This window comes from Nocardia sp. Root136, from assembly GCF_001427185.1.
GTDB classification, from domain to species: domain Bacteria; phylum Actinomycetota; class Actinomycetes; order Mycobacteriales; family Mycobacteriaceae; genus Nocardia; species Nocardia salmonicida.
Genome location: NZ_LMFE01000012.1, coordinates 106,983 through 124,728, shown reverse-complemented (window position 1 = coordinate 124,728; position 17,746 = coordinate 106,983). Strand labels below are relative to the sequence as shown.

The 17,746-nt window shown below is 68.3% G+C and carries 10 protein-coding genes and 1 pseudogene; 4 read left to right on the top strand and 7 right to left on the bottom strand.

Features of this window, described 5'->3' with window-relative positions; all coding sequences use genetic code 11:
• Positions 1-5 precede the first annotated feature (5 nt).
• Entirely contained in the window at positions 6-6,485 is a 6,480-nt protein-coding gene (locus ASD42_RS30170; protein WP_056823069.1) for a type I polyketide synthase, read from the bottom strand.
• A 236-nt stretch (positions 6,486-6,721) separates the two neighbouring features.
• Between ASD42_RS30170 and ASD42_RS30165 the strand changes: the two genes are divergently transcribed.
• The 3 genes from ASD42_RS30165 to ASD42_RS30155 are packed head-to-tail and all read left to right on the top strand — an operon-like array spanning position 6,722 to position 10,028.
• Positions 6,722-7,618 carry an oxidoreductase gene (locus ASD42_RS30165; protein WP_056823067.1) on the top strand — a complete coding sequence of 299 codons (897 nt, stop codon included), beginning with the start codon at positions 6,722-6,724 and terminating at the stop codon, positions 7,616-7,618.
• A complete protein-coding gene (locus ASD42_RS30160; RefSeq protein ID WP_056823066.1) occupies positions 7,608-8,816 on the top strand; it encodes a lipase family protein in 1,209 nt (402 codons plus the stop codon). The genes ASD42_RS30165 and ASD42_RS30160 overlap by 11 nt, the downstream gene beginning before the upstream one ends.
• A 24-nt stretch (positions 8,817-8,840) precedes the next feature.
• Positions 8,841-10,028 (top strand): lipase family protein, encoded by a 1,188-nt coding sequence (locus ASD42_RS30155; protein ID WP_056823064.1) that lies wholly within the window; start codon positions 8,841-8,843, stop codon positions 10,026-10,028.
• On the opposite strand, the gene ASD42_RS30150 is transcribed toward ASD42_RS30155, so the two are convergent.
• The 4 genes and pseudogenes from ASD42_RS30150 to ASD42_RS30135 all read right to left on the bottom strand — a co-directional run bounded on the left by ASD42_RS30150 (position 10,029) and on the right by ASD42_RS30135 (position 15,007).
• The gene (locus ASD42_RS30150; protein ID WP_056823063.1) at positions 10,029-12,104 is read right to left on the bottom strand and encodes a xanthine dehydrogenase family protein molybdopterin-binding subunit; all 2,076 of its coding nucleotides are present in this window, start codon (positions 12,102-12,104) and stop codon (positions 10,029-10,031) included.
• Positions 12,101-13,087 carry an FAD binding domain-containing protein gene (locus ASD42_RS30145; RefSeq protein WP_056823061.1) on the bottom strand — a complete coding sequence of 329 codons (987 nt, stop codon included), beginning with the start codon at positions 13,085-13,087 and terminating at the stop codon, positions 12,101-12,103. Before ASD42_RS30145 ends, ASD42_RS30150 begins: the two co-directional genes overlap by 4 nt.
• Positions 13,084-13,588: pseudogene (locus tag ASD42_RS30140) on the bottom strand (2Fe-2S iron-sulfur cluster-binding protein). Before ASD42_RS30140 ends, ASD42_RS30145 begins: the two are co-directional and overlap by 4 nt.
• 210 nt (positions 13,589-13,798) lie before the next feature.
• Positions 13,799-15,007, bottom strand: a complete 1,209-nt coding sequence (locus tag ASD42_RS30135) for an alpha/beta hydrolase family protein (protein ID WP_056823059.1) — start codon at positions 15,005-15,007, stop codon at positions 13,799-13,801.
• Between the two features lie 182 nt (positions 15,008-15,189).
• On the opposite strand from ASD42_RS30135, the gene ASD42_RS30130 reads away from it, so the two are divergent.
• Positions 15,190-15,975, top strand: a complete 786-nt coding sequence (locus tag ASD42_RS30130; RefSeq protein ID WP_056823056.1) for an alpha/beta fold hydrolase — start codon at positions 15,190-15,192, stop codon at positions 15,973-15,975.
• Positions 15,976-15,982: 7 nt separating this feature from the next.
• Here the strand turns inward: ASD42_RS30130 and ASD42_RS30125 are convergent, their stop codons facing one another.
• Together ASD42_RS30125 and ASD42_RS30120 are read right to left on the bottom strand one after the other, a co-directional pair.
• Positions 15,983-16,435: an STAS domain-containing protein gene (locus ASD42_RS30125; protein WP_056823053.1), complete on the bottom strand. Its 453-nt coding sequence runs from the start codon at positions 16,433-16,435 to the stop codon at positions 15,983-15,985.
• A 141-nt stretch (positions 16,436-16,576) separates the two neighbouring features.
• A complete protein-coding gene (locus ASD42_RS30120; protein WP_174555371.1) occupies positions 16,577-17,686 on the bottom strand; it encodes a glutamate--cysteine ligase 2 in 1,110 nt (369 codons plus the stop codon).
• Positions 17,687-17,746: the final 60 nt, after the last annotated feature.

The following is a 17,746-nucleotide window of genomic DNA, read 5'->3' as shown; positions in this document are numbered from 1 at the left end:
CCGGCTCAGACCGAACGGACCTGGTCGATGAGATCGAAAAGGGCGTCGTCATCGGCGCCGTCGATGTTGTCGACGACATCGACCGCCGCGTCACCGCGCAGGGTGCGCACGAGGTCGTTGATCCGCACCAGCAGTTCGTCGACCCGCTCCGGCGCCAGCTCCACGCCGACACAACCCGCGGCCAGCGCGTCGAGTTGTCCGACGATCCGCGCTGCCGGGTCGTCCACGGGGGCGATCTCGGTGCGCAGGTAATCGGCCAGCGCGGCGGCATTGGGATAGTCGAAGACGATCGTCGTGCGCAACTTCGCTCCGGTGGCCGCTTCGAGCCGGTTACGGAATTCCACGGCGCCCAGCGAGTCGAAACCGAGGTCGGTGAACGCGGTCTCGGCGGGCACCGCCTCCGCGGACGCATGCCCGAGTACGGCTGCCGCGTGCGACCGGATGACGCCGAGGATGATTGCCTCCTGTTCGGCCGGTTCGCGACCGGTCAGGCTCGCCAGCAGCTTCGCCGACTCGTCGGAGCCGCCGCCGGCCGCCCGGCGCGGACCGCGAAGCAGCGACCGCAGCATCGCGGGCATCTCGTCGACGTCGCCGAGCGAGCCCAGTGCCGTGAGGTCGAGCCGTGCGGGCACCGCCAGCGGTCTGCCGGTCGACAGGGCGCTGTCGAACAGGGCCATGCCGTCGTCGTCGGTGAGCGGGATCAGCCCTTCGCGGCGCATTCGCCGCAGGTCCCGCTCGGTCAGATGACCGGTGATGCCCGTGCCGCGTTCCCACAGCCCCCAGGCCATCGCGGTCGCAGGCAGGCCGCGGTGGCTCCGATGCTGGGCCAGCGCGTCGAGGAAACCGTTGGCCGCGGCGTAGTTCGCCTGGCCGGGGTTGCCGAGCAGACCCGCGATCGAGGAGTACAGGACGAACATCGACAGGGGGTGGGCCCGGGTGACCTCGTGCAGATACCAGGCTGCATCGGCCTTGGGGCGCGACACTGTCGCGATGTGCTCCGGGGTGTGCTCGGTGAACAGCGCGTCGTCGACGACGCCCGCGGTGTGCACCACCCCGGTCAGCGGGTGCGCGGTGGGTATCGCCGCGACCAGTGCCGTGAGCGCGGCGCGGTCGCCGACATCGCAGGCGGCGATCTCGACCTGGGCGCCGAGTGCGGACAGTTCGGCCACGAGTTCTCTCGCGCCGTCCGCGTCGGGTCCGCGACGGCTGGTCAGCAGCAGGTGGCGAACCCCGTGCGCGGTCACCAGGTGCCGGGCGGCCAGCGCGCCGAGGCCGCCGGTGCCGCCGGTCACCAGGACGGTGCCGTTTCGGTCCAGTGGTGTCGGCACGGTCAGCACGTACTTGCCGACGTGGCGTGCCTGGCTCAGCTGCCGGAACGCCTCGGGCGCCCGTCGCACATCCCAGCGCGTGACCGGGAGTGGTTGCAAAACACCGGATTCGAAGAGTGCGCGCAGCTCGGTCAGGATCTCGCGCAGCCGGTCGGGGCCTGCCTCCATCAGGATGAAGTTCTGGTATCGGACGCCCGGATGGGTGCCCGCGATCTCGTCGGCGTCGCGCAGGTCGGTCAGGCCCATCTCGATGAACCGGCCGCCGCGCGGGAGCAGATCCAGCGACGCGTCCACTTTGTCGCCGGCGAGCGAGTCGAGCACGACATCGACACCGCGCCCACCGGTGGCGTCGAGGAACTTCGTCTTGAACTCGGTGGTTCGCGTATTACCGATCCGCTCGTCGTCGAAGCCGTTCGCGCGCAGCACGTCCCACTTGCCGGGGCTGGCCGTGACGTAGAGGTCCAACCCGAGATGGCGCCCCAGCTGCACCGCTGCCATACCGACACCACCGGTGGCGGCGTGGATCAGCAGCGACTCCCCCGCCCGCACCTGCGCCAGGTCGACCAGCGAGTAGTAGGCGGTCGCGAACACGATCGGCGCGGCCGCCGCATCCTCGAACGACCAGCCCGCGGGAATCTTGATGACCGTCCTCCGGTCGGCCACCACCGTGGCGCTCACCCCGGTGAAGATGCCCATCACCCGATCGCCGGACGCGAAATCGACGACATCGGCGCCGACTTCGACGATCACGCCCGCACCTTCACCACCGATGGCGGTATTCGGGATCGGGTACATCCCGAGCACGATCAGCACGTCACGGAAGTTGACACCCGCCGCCCGCACCGCGATCCGCACCTGCCCCGGTCCGAGCGGTTCTGTCTCCGGTCGCGCGGCCAGAATCATGTTGTCGCCGTGCAGCGTTCCGCGCCCGTGGTCGACCAACTGCCAGTCGTCGTCGCCGAGCAGCTCGGCCGACCCGACCGTGTCCGCACCGGCGCGCACCAGGCGCGGCGAGTGCGTTTCACCGTGCCGGATCGCCAGCTGCGGCTCGGTGGTGAGTGCGGCGCAGCTGAGCACCGCCTCGCGGTAGTCGCCGCGACCGTCGAGATCGAGCAGCGCGATGCGGCCGGGGTTCTCGTTCTGCGCGGTCCGCAGCAGACCCCACACGGCCGCGCCTGCCAGATCGCCGACATCTTCGGCGCCGTGGGTCGCGACGGCGCCGCTGGTCACGAAAACCACCAGGGCCTCGGCGAAGTCGTCGTCGGCGAGCAATTGCTGCACCACCGTCTGCACGGCGGTCACCTGCTCGCGCACGACGGCCGGATCCACCGAACCGACGCTGGTTGCGGGCACGCGCACGACGACGAGGTCGCGGTCAGCGCGTTCGCACCGCTCGACAGTTACGCCGTCGGCAGCGAAGTCCAGCTCGGACCATTCACCGTGTCCCGCAACGGGTCCGGGTGACGGTACGGCCACCCAGTTCACCTCGTAGAGTCCGCCGTCCGAGGAGGATGCCCGCTGACCCAACGCCGCCAGGGGAATCTCACGCAGTGCCAGCGATTCCGCACTGGCGACCGGCCTACCCGCCGAATCGGTGAGTTCGAGGCCGATGCGGTCGGCGCCGACCGGGGTGAGCCGAACCCGCAGCGACGACGCGCCGACTGCGTGCAGACACACTCCTTCCCAGGCGAACGGGAGGCGGATCTTGCCGGATTCGGTCGGGCCGACCGTGCCGGTCGCGATCATCGCGTGCAGTGCGGCGTCGAGCAGCGCCGGGTGCAGACCGAATTCGACAGCGTCCGCCGTGGCCGATTCGGGCAGCGCCACCTCGGCCAGTACGTCGTCGCCGTGGCGCCAGACCTGACCGAGGCCGCGGAAGGCGGAGCCGTAGTCGTATCCGGCTGCCGCCATCGCGTCATAAGGGTCACCGACCGCCAGCGCGACCGCGCCCGGGGGAGGCCACGCGCCGCCATCGGCTGTGGCAGCGGCGATCTCGTCCGACGGTCGCACGGTGCCGGTGGCGTGTCCGATCCACGGCAGCTCCGGCGCGGAAGCTGTCTGTAGACGCGAGTACACCCCGATCGTCCGATGCCCTGATTCCTGTGCCGGTCCGACCAGTACCTGCAGTTCCACCGCACCGGTCTCGGGAATCACGAGCGGGGATTCGAGCACGAGCTCGCCGACAACCGGGCACTGCACCGATTGACCCGCATGCCAAGCCAGTTCGATGAACGCGGTGCCGGGAAGCAGTACCACGCCACCGATCCGGTGCCCGGCCAACCAGGGATGCGTGTGCAGCGACAGCAGCCCGGTCAGCAACAATCCGCCGTCCTGCGCCAGGCCGATCTTCGCGCCGAGCAGCGGATGATCGTCGGCGTCGAGTCCGGCGCCACGCACATTGCTGCCTTCGCTCACCTCGAGCCAGAACCGCTCACGCTGGAAGGCATAGGTGGGCAGATCGATCGGGCGGGGGTCGGCGCCCTCGAGCAGGGCGGCCAGATCCAGCGATGCCCCGTGGGAATACAGCGCGGACAGACCGGCGACGAACGCGAGGTCACCGGCGACGCCGGGCCGCTGCAACGCGGCGGCGGTCATCGCGGCGCCGTCGTCGACGATCTCGTGCACCATCGCCGTCAGCGCGGCCCCTGGTCCCATCTCGGCGAAGCAGTTCACCGCACCCTGTTCGCGGGCCCACCGCACCGCGTCCAGGTAGCGGACCGGTTCGCGCAGGTGGCTCACCCAGTAATCCGGCGAGCACAGCTGCGCGGCCTCGGCCACCTTGCCGGTGAGCGCCGAGATCACCGGCACGGTCGGCGGGCGATAGGTGAGTCCACGGCAGATTTCACCGAATTCCGCCAGCACCGCGTCCATCTGGGACGAATGGAACGCATGACTCACCCGCAACCGGGTGGTGTGCACGCCGTCGGCCGCCAGTTGCTCGGCGATGGCGTTCACCGAACCCGCCACACCCGAGACAACCACGGACGCGGGCCCGTTCACCGCGGCGATGCTGACATCATCGTGTCGGCGCACGAGTTCGGCCACGGTCTCCGCGTCCGCGGCGACCGCGATCATCGCCCCACCGGCGGGCGCGGACTGCATGAGCCGACCACGTGCGGCGACCAGGGTGCAGGCATCCGCGAGCGACCAGACCCCGGCCACATAGGCGGCGACGATCTCACCGATCGAGTGACCGAACACGAACGCCGGTCGCAATCCCCATGATTCGGCCAGGCGGTACATCGCCACCTCGGTGGCGAAGAGGGCGACCTGGGTGATCTCGGTCCGGTCGAGCGCGCCCGCAGTGTCCTGATCGTCGAAAACGACGTCGCGCAGCGGTGTTTCGAGATGCTGGTCGAACTCCGCGCAGATCTCGTCGAAGGCGGCGCGGTACACCGGATAGCCCTCGTACAACTCGCGCCCCATCCCCGCGCGCTGAGCGCCCTGGCCGGGGAACATCACCGCCGTGACCGCCGCGGTGACAGTGCCACATACCACGTTCTGCGCCGATCGCCCGTCCGAGAGCGCGCGCAGCCCGGCGGTCAGTTCCTCGGCGTCGTGGCCGACGATTACGGCGCGATGCTCGAACCGAGCACGCGTGCCAAGCAGTGCGGCGCCGACATCGACCGGGTCGGCTGTCTCGAGCTGGTCGAGCAGCGCGCTCGCCTGAGCAACCACCGCGGCGGCGGAGCGTGCACTGACGAGCCACGGAATCACCGGCGGTGCAACAGTTTCGACCGCTCGATCCACCTCCGGCGAGAACTCGCCTCGCTCGATGACAACGTGCGCGTTGGTACCGCTGATGCCGAAAGACGACACCGCGGCGCGCGGCGGCTGCCCGGTCGCGGGCCACGCCTGTGCCTGGGTCACCAATCGGACCGAGCCCGACGACCAATCCACATGTGGCGTCGGCTCATCGACATTCAGCGTCGGCGGCACCACCCCGTGCCGCATCGCCATCACCATCTTGATCAGCCCACCGACCCCGGCGGCGGCCTGCGTATGTCCCATATTCGACTTGAGCGACCCGAGCAACAGCGGCTCGCTGCCCTCGCGCTCGGCACCGTAGGTGGCGAGCAAGGCCTCCGCCTCGATGGGATCGCCCAGCCGGGTCCCGGTCCCGTGCGCCTCGACGACGTCCACGTCCGTCGTGGCCAACCCCGCGTCCGCCAGCGCCGATCGGATCACTCGCTGCTGGGACCGCCCGTTCGGCGCGGTCAGACCGTTGGACGCGCCGTCGGAGTTCACCGCGGTGCCACGCACCAGACCCAGGATCTTGTGCCCGAGGCGCCTGGCCTCGGAGACGCGCTCGAGCAGAAGCATCCCGACGCCCTCGCCCCATGCGGTGCCGTCGGCGCCCGCGGCGAAGGACTTGCACCGGCCGTCGGTCGCCAGCGCGCGCTGGGTGGAGAACGCGACGAACGCGGCCGGTGTCGACATCACGGTGACACCGCCGGCCAGCGCCATCGTCGACTCACCGGAACGCAGCGATCGCACCGCCTGGTGTATCGCGACCAGCGAGGACGAGCACGCCGTGTCCACAGTGACCGACGGGCCTTCGAGTCCCAGCACATAGGACACCCGCCCCGAGGCGATGCTCGACGCCTGACCGGTCATCAGGAACTGATCGATCGACTCGCGCAATCGATCGTCGATATCGCGCGACGACGGGCCTTCGGAGTCCGGCATCAAGCCGACGAAGACGCCTGTGGCACTGCCGCGAACCGTCGTCGGGTCGATACCCGCCCGCTCGAAGGCTTCCCAGGCGGTCTCCAGCACCAGCCGCTGCTGCGAATCCATCGCCTGGGCCTCACGGGGGCTGATCCCGAAGAAGTTCGCGTCGAATCCGGTGGCGCCGTCGAGGAATCCGCCCGTTCGCACATACGACTTGCCCGGCACGCCCGGCTCCGGATCGAACAGACCCTCGATGTCCCAGCCGCGATCGGTCGGCCACTGCGACACCAGACTGCGCCCGTCGACCGCCGCCTGCCACAACTGCTCCGGCGAGGTCACCCCACCCGGGTAACGGCACGCCATACCGACAATGGCGATCGGCTCGGTCGCCCGCGCTTCCACATCATCGAGGCGCGCGCGGGTGGTCTGCAGTTCCCGGATCGCCTTCTTCATGTAAGTGCGTAGTTCGTCTTCGCGAGCCATAGGGCAAACATCTCCTGCATCAGAGGTATCGACAGGGAAGCGAGCAGTGCGGCGGGATCGGGTATTCGCCCAGCGACCTACTCGACAACACTGACCGGCGCCACGCTACGACAGCGGGCAAGCGAATTCGCGGCGCGCCGAACCTCTTTGGGAAACGACCAATGGCCGCCGCGTCGTCCCTGACATTTTCCAAACGCATTGCCACCCGATGACCGCGATTCGTAAGGTCATGCGCCATGGCAAGGACTCCCGATCCGATACCGGATCAGCACGGCCGACGATTCGTTATCACCGGGGCCAACGGCGGACTCGGCGAGGTGGTGACCCGCACGTTGGCTGCCCATGGCGCCACGGTGATCATGGCCTGCCGGGATACGAAACGGGGGCGAGATATCGCCGATCAACTGGACGGCGATATCTCCGTGGCCGCCTTGGATCTTGCCGACCTGTCCGATGTGCGCCGATTCGCGCGAGAGTGTGGCGAATTCGATGTGCTGATCAACAATGCCGGGCTGATGAATGTGCCGTTCGCCCGTACCGCCGACGGATTCGAAACACAATTCGGGGTCAACCATCTCGGGCACTTCGCGTTGACGGGCCTGCTGCTGGATCGGATCAAAGACCGCGTCATCTCGTTGTCGAGCATTTCCCACGGGTGGACCAACGCACTTCCGCTCGACGATCTACGCTTCGAACACCGTCGATACAGTCGACATGCGGCCTATCCGGAATCGAAACTGGCGACCCTGATGTTCGGCCGCGAACTGCAGCGCAGGCTCCGCGAATCCGGGTCGACGCTGCGTTCCTACGCCGTGCACCCCGGTGTCGCGCCGACCGGGCTCGTCGCCAAGACCCAGACGCCACTCGATTACGTCGCCGAGCCCTTCATCCGCCTGGTCGGCCAATCACGCACCGCCGCGGCCCGATCCATGCTGTATGCCGCCACCGCACCGGATGCGGACCCCGACATTTACTGGGGCCCGACCAAGCTGTTCAAGACCCGAGGACCGGTCGGCGCCTGCCCGTCGAGCGCATTGTCGCAGGACCGGGCCCTGTGGCAGCAGTTGTGGACGGTGTCCGAACGCGCCACCGGCGTCCACTTCCCCACGTCGGCGGTGATCCATGAGAATTAGTCTGCGCACCCTGACCTGTGCCCTCATGGTCGGATTGCTCGCCGCCTCCGGCCCACCGTCGGCCGCCGGTGCGCCACCGGTGTATCCGGCGCCTGACCCCGACCCCTTCTACGCCGCGCCCGCCGACATCGCGAGCAAGGAACCCGGCGCCGTGCTCGCGGTCCGCGTTCAGGAGCCGCTGCCCTACTTCCCCACCGCCACAGCCACTTTGGTGAAGTTCCGATCCAACGACTCGCAGGGGCGGCCGATCGCCGCGACCACCACGATCCTCACCCCGAAGGATCATCGTCCGGGCGCGCCGCTGCTGTCCTATCAGCACATCATCAACGGCCTCGGCACCCAGTGCGCGGTCTCGCGCGCTCTCTACGCCTACGATCCCAATCTGCTCTATCGTGCTGTGCCGCTGCTGAATACGATGCTGCTACGCGGCTGGAGCATCGCCCTGCCCGACCATCTCGGCCCGAACGCCGCCTACGGCGCGGCCAAACTCGGCGGCCAGATCACCCTCGACGGCATTCGCGCCGCGACCAGGGTCGGAGAACTCGGCCTCGCCGACAGCCCCTCGGCCATGCTCGGATACTCCGGCGGTGGTATGGCCACCGGTTGGGCCGCCGCGCTCGCGCCCCAGTACGCGCCCGAACTGCGCCTGGTCGGCGCCGCGCAGGGCGGCGTGCCGATGAACATCACCACGATGGCGCGCACACTCGGTTTCGCCCCGCATCCCATGTTCGGGCTCGCGATGGCCGCCGCGCTCGGGCTCGAACGCGAGTACCCCGATCGTCTTCCGATCAGTGCGCAGCTCAACGACACCGGCTTGGCGGTGCGCGATGCCATGTCCAACGGTTGCACCGTCGAACTCATCGCCGCCGGTGCGATGCACAGCGCCTCCGATCTCGCCTCGACCGTGTCCCTGATCGACGACCCGCGGGCATGGGAAGTGGGCGACGCCAACAGCCTGGAGCTGTTCGAGCCCGTGCCCACGATGCCGATCTTCGAGTGGCACACCCCCATCGATCCGCTCATCCCCGTCGACGCCGTCGATCGCACGAACCAGCGCTACTGCCGAGCCGGGACACCGGTGCTGTCCGAGCTCTATCCGAGCCCCGATCATCTGGCCACCGCGGTGATGGGTTTTCCGTCTGCCGTCGCGTGGCTCGATGCCCGCTTCCGCGGCGAGACCGCCCCGACCAACTGCTGACTTCTCGAGAGATAGGGAATTACCATGCGCCGGATATTGACGGCCGCGTTGACGGCGCTGTTCTACAGCCTCACTGTCGCCGTTTTCGCTCCCATGGCGACGCCGGAACCGCACTACCCCACACCGAATCCCGACCCCTTCTTCACCGCACCGGCCGATATCGGCGACTTCGCTCCCGGTGACGTGGTGCGACAGCGCAAGTTCAACCTCGGCTCCTACCAGGGCACCGACATCTGGCACGTCGCCTTCCGCTCGACCAACTCCGCAGGCGACCCGATCATGGGTGTGACCACGGTCTTGATCCCCGCCGGTGTCGCGAACCCGCCGCTGGTGTCGTACCAGGCGCTGATCAACTCCCTCGGCACCAAGTGCAACCCTTCCACCTCGCTGATCAACGACGAGACCCCCGACGCGTTCGGTGCGGTGCTGCCGCTGGGGCGGGGTTGGGCGGTCGCCTTGCCCGACTATCTGGGCCCGAATGTCGCCTACGGCGCCGCCAAGCTCAGCGGCATGGTGACCCTCGACAGCGTGCGTGCGCTGCAGCGAGCGCCCGAGCTCGGCCTCGGACAGTCCCCGATCGCACTCGCCGGGTACTCCGGTGGCGGACTGGCGACCGCGTGGGCGGCCGCCATGCAACCGACCTACGCACCGGAGTTGACGCTCGCCGGCGTCGCCGCGGGCGGCATCCCGGCCGACCTCGAACAGATGGCCCTCGGGATCGGCTTCGGCCACCATCCCGGTTTCGGCCTCGCCTGGGCGGCGGCGATGGGCCTGGAACGCGAATACCCGCAGCGTTTGCCCATTTCCGACCAGCTCAACGGCGAGGGTCTGTGGTTCCGCGACTTCACCGCTGACGAGTGCCGACGCTTTCTGCTGTTCCACGGTGTTGCCCGCAGCGCCGAACAGTTGGCGGCGACCAAGTCCCTGATGGACAGCCCCGAAGCCCGGGCGGTGTTGCGCGAGAACAGTTTGCGCTACGACCCCGCGATCCCCGAGACCCCGATGCTGATCTGGCAGGGCGTCTTCGACGGGCTGACACCCTTCGACGCCGTCGAAGACGTGGCCAACCGTTACTGCGCGGCGGGCGCGCCGGTCACCTTCTCCCGCTATCAGATCGCCGAACACATGACGACCGCGGTGGCAGGTCTGCCCGAGGCCTGGAACTTCATCGAAGCGCGATTCCGCGGCGAACCCGCGCCGACTCGCTGTTGATCACAGCGCGCCGAGCAGGTCTTCCAGATGGATGGGGACATGCCGGAGACGGACGCCGGTGGCGTGGTAGATCGCGTTGCCGACCGCGGCCGCCGACCCGACGATGCCGATCTCACCGATTCCCTTGCTGCCCATCGGGTTCAGATGCGGGTCGTGTTCGTCGATCCAGCTGACATCGATCTCGCCGATATCGGCGTTGACCGGGATGTGGTACCCGGCCAGGTCGTGGTTGACCACCGCACCGAGGCGCGGATCGAATTCGCTCTGTTCGAGTAGCGCCATCGACAGACCCATGGTGACGGCGCCGACGAACTGCGAACGGGCCATGCGCGGATTGATGATGCGACCCGCGCCGAAGACACTGACCACGCGCGGAACCCGGATCTCGGCGGTGTCGGTGTTCACGCGGACCTCGACGAAGTGGGCACCGTAGGCGTGGGTCGAAAAGTTCTCTCGCTCAGGGTAGTCGGGGGCTTGCACCGTGATCTCGGCGCCGTCGGCGGGTTCCTGGCCGAATCGGTCGCGGAAGGCCCGCGCGGCCGCCACCACGGCCGAGCCCCACGACGCCATGCCGGTCGAACCGCCCGCGACCGTCGCCTCGGGGAGATCGGAATCGCCGATGCGCAGCTCGATGCGGTCCAGGTCGACACCGAGCGCGTCGGCGGCGATCTGGCCGAGCGAGGTCCAGGTGCCGGTGCCGATGTCCACCGCGTCGATGGCGACTTCGTAGCGGTCGCCGGTGCGACGCACGCGGGCGCTGTTGCCCGCGGCGGTGTCGGCCGGGTAGGTGGCCGCCGCGACCCCGGATCCGACCAGCCAGCGGCCCTCGCGCCGCGACTTCGGCGCCGGGTCGCGTTCGGCCCAGCCGAAGCGCTGTGCCCCGGTTCGCAGGCACTCGGCCAGCCCGTGCGTGGAGAAGGGGTGCCCCGATTCCGGGTCGACCTCGGGTTCGTTGTGCATGCGCAAGGCGATCGGGTCCATGCCGAGGGCGACCGCGAGTTCGTCCATCGCTGTCTCCGCCGCGAACATTCCAGGACAGTGTCCTGGCGCCCGCATCCACGACGCGACTGGGACATCCAGCGTCGCGAAACGGTGCGAGGTCGATCGGGTGGCCGCCGCGTACATCACGCGGCTGACCACCGCGGTCGGTTCGGCGAATTCCTTCACCGTGGAGGCCTGTGCGATCGCCGCGTGGGCGATCGCGGTCAGGGTGCCGTCGGGATGCGCGCCGAGCCGGACCCGCTGGATGGTCGGGGTCCGGTACCCGGCGAGGGAGAACAGCTGCTGCCTGGTCAGCGGCAGTTTCACCGGTCGTCCGCCGGACAGTTTCGCTGCCATCGCCGCGACCACGATATTGGCGTGCGGCTCGCCCTTGGACCCGAAGCCGCCGCCGACGAAAGGCGCGATCACCCGCACCTGTTCGGGCGCCAACCCGAACAGCGGCGCGATCTGGGCCCGCACGACGTGTGGGCCCTGGGTGGAGTCGTACAGCACCAGGGTGTCGTCGATCCAGTGCGCGACAGTGGCGTGCGGTTCCATCGGATTGTTGTGGACCATCGCGGTCGTATAGGTCTGGTCGATCGTGACCGGGGCGATGGCCATGGCCGCGTCCACGTCGCCGATCGAGGTGTCGGTGGGAAAGCCGCCGCTCACCTCCTCGGGAGCGTGGAGGTTCTCGCTGCCGGCGTCGAGCGTGACGTCGGCGGGCCGCTCGTCATAGGTCACGCGCACCTGCGCGGCGGCTTCACAGGCCACCTCCGGGCTCGTCGCGACGACCGCGCCGATCACCTGCCCGCGGAAAGCGATCTCGTCGTTCTGCAGGATGAACAGTTCGTTGTCGTCGTCGACGGCCAGCCGGGCGGCGTTGTGGTGGGTGAGCACCGCGACCACACCGTCGATCCCCTCGGCCACGGAGGTGTCGATCTCGCGGATACGGCCTCGGATGATCGTCGACTGGATCACGAAGCCGTACAGAGGATCCGGTTGCGGATGCTCCATCGCGTAGGGCGCGAGACCGCGGAGTTTGGCCGGTCCGTCGAGGCGGGTGGGTGAGGTGCCGATCGCCGGTGAGTTCACGGCGCCTCGCTCAGCTCACGCAGGGTCGCGACGAGGACGTTGCGCGCCAAGGCGATCTTGAAGCCGTTCTGACGCTGTGGGCGCGCGTCGGCGAGTTCGGCATCCGCCGCGACGGCGAAGCTTTCCTCGGTGGCAGCCCGCCCGCGTAATTCGGCCTCGGCGGTGTGCGCTCGCCATGGTTTGGCCGCGACACCGCCGAAGGCGATCCGCACATCTCGCACGACCCCGTCGGCGATGTCGACGGCGGCCGCCACCGAGACCAGCGCGAAGGCGAACGACGCACGATCGCGGACCTTGCGGTAGGTGGAGGTGGTAGCCCACTCGAGCGCGGGCAGGTCGACGGCGGTGATCAGGTCCCCGTGTTCGAGGACGGTGTCGCGTTCGGGTTCGTCGCCGGGCAACCGGTACAGGTCGACCAGCGGGATCTCACGCTCGCCGTGCGCGCCGAGCACCCGCACTATCGCGCCCAGCCCGACCATCGCCACCGCCATATCGGAGGGATGGGTGGCGATGCACTGACTGGACGCCCCGAGGATGGCCTGGTCGCGATCGAACCCGCCGATCGCCGAGCATCCGCTGCGCGGCTCGCGCTTGTTGCACGGCACGGTCGAGTCCTGGAAGTAGGGACATCTGTTGCGCTGCAACAGGTTTCCGCCCGTGGTGGCGAGGTTGCGCAGTTGGGCGGACGCTCCGGCCACGAGGGCGGCCGACAGCATCGGATAGCGCGCCCGGATCACTGGATGCGCGGCCAGGTCGGCATTGCGTACCGCCGCACCGATGCGCATACCACCGTCGGGCAGGTCGGTCACCTGATCGAACGGCAGTCTGCTGACATCCACCAGCTTGCCGGGCGCGATGATCCCCAGTTTGAGGTGATCGACGAGATTGGTTCCCGCGCCGAGGAATACGGCGTCGGGTTCGGCGAGAACCGCGGCGACCGCGTGCCCCGCGTCGGTGGCGCGTTCGTAGGCGAACTCCCTCATCGGGCGACCTCCTGAATCGCCGCGACAATGTTCGGATACGCCCCGCAGCGACACAGATTGCCGCTCATCCGTTCCCGGATCTCGGCGGCACTCAACGCGTTCTCGGCCGTCGGATCAGCGCTCACCTGGCTCGGAGCGCCCGCCTTCACCTCGTCGAGCATGCCCACCGCCGAACAGATCTGCCCCGGCGTGCAGTATCCGCACTGGAAGCCGTCGTGTTCGAGGAAGGCTTGCTGGACCGGATGCAGGTCGTCGCCGTCGGCGAGTCCGTCGGCGGTGACGATCGTGGCGCCGTCATGGGGCGACGGCCAGCGCGAGGCACAAGGTCGCCCTTCGTCCGTCCAACAGGACCGTGCACGACCCGCATTGCCCGCGATCGCAGCCCTTCTTCGGGCTGGTGACGCCCAGCTGTTCGCGCAGGACATCCAACAGGGTGGTGCGGGTGTCGACGTCGACCACCCGCGTCCGCCCATCGACGGTCACACTGATTCGCGCACGCATCGAACGGCCTCTCGTCGTGGGACAGGCGACGCCACAGACAACCGCAGCCGACCCTTCCAGGCCCGCTACCAGCACCTACGCAACTGCTGTGCGCAAGCGCACGTCGGCCACGCTACCAACCCCGACGCCTGACCGTCGGACGCCGCGACGACATCCGCCGTGGTTCGCCCGACATCGTGACCGCCGTCCGGTTCCTCGCCCGTAGGCGCTTCAACGGGCGAAGCGGGCGTTCACCCACGCCAGGGCGTCGGCGTTGCCCGCGCCGAGGACGGCCCGGTGATCGACGCCGGGGTAGGTGCGGTATTCCACGGATCCGCCGCTGAGCTGCTGCTGGGCGACCATGGCGTCGGTGCCCGTAGGCAGGACGACGGTGTCGGCCTTGCCTTGCAGCACCAGCATCGGGGTGGTGAGGGGCAACCCGCTGGGGTCGTTGTCGTCGAGGACCTTCACCAGCGCGCTGGGGTCGGCATCGGCGGAGAACGCCTCGCCCGCGCCGAGGCCACCCCAGGAATCCCGCTCACGCAACTGTCCGATGCAGCGATCGTCGGCCTGATCCACCATCGAATCAGCCTTTTCCACAAGGAATTTCGAGGGGTCGATAGCGGCGACGGCCTGGGCGCCACGAATGAACAACGGGATGAACGACACCGACCCGGCCGGCGCGTCGACCTTTTCCGCGATGCCGGTGCGCTCGGCGAGGGCGAACCCCTGCACCACCACCCCCAGATGCGAGGCGGGCGCCATGGCCACCGAACCCAGCAACCGCAGCTGCGGCGCCCACTGCTGCGAGCGCGCGTTGGCGAACACCGCGGCCTGGCCGCCCTGGGAATGTCCCATCGCCACCCAGCGAGTGCCGATCTCGGGCGCGATCGCGCGCGAGGCCAGCGCCATGTCGGCGACCGCACGCTGCTCGGCCTCACCGATGAGATATCCGTGCGGTCCCGGCGTACCCAGACCCTGATAGTCGGTCTGCGCCACCGCGTATCCGGCTGCCACCCACTGAGCCAAGGTCTCGCGGGTCAACGAGGTGTAGTCGTGGGCGGGGAATTCGGCACCGGTATCGCGCGAAGGCGCGCACACATCAGCGGTGCCGGTGGTTCCGTGTGCCCAGGAGATCAGCGGCCAACCACCGGGGGGCGGAGTTCCTTCGGGAACAGCGACCGTGCCCGACACAGCGACCGGCTGCCCGTGCATATCCACCGACCGGTAGAGCACCAGGAAATTGTGCGCGCCCGGTAGTCCGGGATCCCCGACTATCGGTCGGGACGCGATCACCGAGCCGTGCTCGCCGGCCACTGATTCTGTTGCGGGCGAATAGAATTCGAGTCCGTCGGACGCGGGATCAGCGGAGGCGGTGGGTAGCGCCGATACAGTGATGGCCAGCGCCACAGCGACTGCCCGCTTCACGCCCGAACCCATCACCACTGATCCTCCCGATTCGCCGTGTCGAACACGCGTCCCGGTCCGACTGCGGCGCAAATATACAGCTCGGAACGGGCAGGGTTTCTTGCCGCACCGATGAGTTTCGGGGGGCGAGGGCGTCGTACTGGTAGAAGACATCGGATCAGAGATCCGCGCGCCGGCACCGAGAGGAACGAGTTATGAGGATCGCTACATCGAAGGATGGCACCGAACTCGCGTATGACGTGTCCGGCGACGGACCTGTACTGGTGTACATCACCGGCGCGACGTGTTTCCGGAGGTTTCGGCCGATTGTCGCCGATGTGGAGGTGTTCGCTACGAAGTTCACCGTCTACAGCTACGACCGGCGCGGGCGTGGGGACAGCGGGAACGAGCTGCCGTATGCGATCGAGCGGGAAGTCGACGATATCGAGGCCGTTGTCGATGCCGCCGGTGGGCGCGCGATTCTCTACGGGCATTCGTCGGGTGCCACGCTGGCACTCGAAGCGGCGGTCCGGATGCCGGACAAGATCGACAGGGTCGTGGTCTACGACGCGCCCTATGTGCACGACGCGGCCGAGCGGGCGTCCTATGCCGAGTTGGGCAAGTCGGTACGCGCACTTCTCGGCGAGGCGAAGAACGCGCGGGCGCTGAAGGCCTTCCTGCGCGGGATCGGGATGCCGGGTGCGTTCGTCGCGCTGCTACCGCTGTTCCCCGGCTGGAAAACGATGAAGGCACTCGCTCCCACGCTGATGTACGACATCGCCATCACCGAGGTACTTCCCCCGGTGGAGCGTTTCGAGAACATCCGGGTGCCGGTGAGTGTCGTGGTCGGAGAGAAGAACCCGCCCGGGATGCAGCAGGTGGCGCGGGAGTTGGCCGCGGCGATTCCCCAGGCGACGCATCGGGTACTCGCCGGGCAGGACCATATGGTCAGCGCCAAGGCGTTGCTCCCGCTCCTGGCGAATTCCGTCGCGAACGATTGAACCGTGCCTACGTCGTCCTCCACGACGTAGGCGGGATGGTTCGGATGGACCGCTGGAGCGGAACCGTGGGCGCGGCGGCTATGGCTTCGGTGCGGCTGACGTAGACCGGTAGCCACTCGGTGAGGCCTGCGGCGATGATGATCCGGTTGGTGACCGACGGCACGGGAATGACCACGCTCGTGCGTAGCTCGCTCTGTTGGGCACGGGTAGCCATGTCGAGGATCGCCCGGCACGACATGAAGGTCACATCTCTGATGTCGATCACCAGATGGCCCGACTCCCCCTCCGCCGCGATGGCATCGTCGAGAATCACGCGCCACAAAAGCAGGTTGCACGCGTCGATCTCGCCGTGCACGTGCAGCACGGTCGCTGTGTGATGGAGGGTGACCTCCGCGCGTAGCGCCGAGTCGGATTCCTCGACCCGGATCGTATCGTCGCCATGACTGGAATGGGTGTTCACGAGTGCTCGATCCCTCGACACCGGCAGGGGTACACACTGCCCCGGCCGATCCTGGTAGCTCAAGACGGCAGGTGTTTCCATTTGAGCACGCCGAGTCGGTGGTGTCAGCGATTGTGATGGATCTGATGCCGCCGGAAGCGGTCAGCGGCATCCTTCGAGGGTGGCGTCGGCGAGTTCGCCGATGACATCGGCGATCTCGCGCCTTCGATTCCACGCCGCCAGTTGCCGACGCGCGCCGTTTCCGCGCTCGACGAGTCTCGCGACCGTCTCGGTGACGAACGTGTGGTCGCCACAACGACGCAGTGCCGGTGCGATGTCGTCGATGAGCTCGGCGAGTAGTTCGCGATGGGGAACGACGCGACCGGCGACAAGGTCGAGGCCGTCGCCGTCCAGACCTGAGCGCGCGGCGTTCCAATAGGCGGCACGCAATACCTCGCCGGACACCGCCGGAGCGGGAATGTGCTGAGCGATCGCATCGAGCGCGGTGCTGACGATTCCTCGAATGAGCGCGGCCAGCAGGGCGGATTCCTCCACGGTCGCCGGAACATCACTGACCCGGATTTCGACGGTCGGGAAGCTCTCCGACGGGCGGACATCCCAATACACCATTTTGTTGTCCAGAATGCTGCCGCTGGCCCGCATCATCGCGACGATCGATTCGTAGTCACGCAGCGAGGTGAAATACGGTGGCGGACCCGCACTGGGCCATCGGCGCCACAGAATGCTGCGCCAACTCGCGTAACCGGTTTCGCTGCCACGGTAGATCGCCGAATTCGCGGTCGACGCCAGCAGGATCGGTAGCCGCGGGCGGACATAATTGCTGACCAGGACCGCTGTATCGCGGTCGGGAACGGCCACGTGCACGTGGCACCCGCACAGCCCCTGCTCGTGGGCGATCATGCCGAAGGAGTGCGCGATGCGCTGGTAGCGCGGTGTATCGGTGACCGGATATCCCTCGACCAGGGTCGGCGGCACCCCGACCGCCAGCAGGCGGGTTCGGTTCTCGGCCGCGCATTCGGCCACCCGGCGCCGCGAGGTCCGCAATTCCGCCAGCAGGGCGCCGATATCGGAGTGCACCGCGCTGCTCGTCTCGACCTGACAGCTCGTCAGCTCCAGCTGCAGATCGATCCCCGCCCGTTTCGCGGTAGCGGCGACCTGGGTGTTCTTCGCCGCGGGCGCCCCGGACTCGGGATCGGTGAGCAGGAACTCTTCTTCGACACCGACCGTCGGAACATGCGCGGACACTTCCATCACCTCCAGCACCTGCGGAGTGAGCGCGGGTCATCGGCCCGTGCAGGACCGATGACCCGG

Excerpts from the sequence above, each read along its gene's own strand:
- ASD42_RS30170 (WP_056823069.1), bottom strand. The coding sequence starts at position 6,485 with ATGGCTCGCGAAGACGAACTACGCACTTACATGAAGAAGGCGATCCGG.
- ASD42_RS30120 (WP_174555371.1), bottom strand. The coding sequence starts at position 17,686 with ATGGAAGTGTCCGCGCATGTTCCGACGGTCGGTGTCGAAGAAGAGTTC.
- ASD42_RS30130 (WP_056823056.1), top strand. The coding sequence starts at position 15,190 with ATGAGGATCGCTACATCGAAGGATGGCACCGAACTCGCGTATGACGTG.
- ASD42_RS30165 (WP_056823067.1), top strand. The coding sequence starts at position 6,722 with ATGGCAAGGACTCCCGATCCGATACCGGATCAGCACGGCCGACGATTC.
- ASD42_RS30155 (WP_056823064.1), top strand. The coding sequence starts at position 8,841 with ATGCGCCGGATATTGACGGCCGCGTTGACGGCGCTGTTCTACAGCCTC.
- ASD42_RS30135 (WP_056823059.1), bottom strand. The coding sequence starts at position 15,007 with ATGGGTTCGGGCGTGAAGCGGGCAGTCGCTGTGGCGCTGGCCATCACT.
- ASD42_RS30160 (WP_056823066.1), top strand. The coding sequence starts at position 7,608 with ATGAGAATTAGTCTGCGCACCCTGACCTGTGCCCTCATGGTCGGATTG.
- ASD42_RS30145 (WP_056823061.1), bottom strand. The coding sequence starts at position 13,087 with ATGAGGGAGTTCGCCTACGAACGCGCCACCGACGCGGGGCACGCGGTC.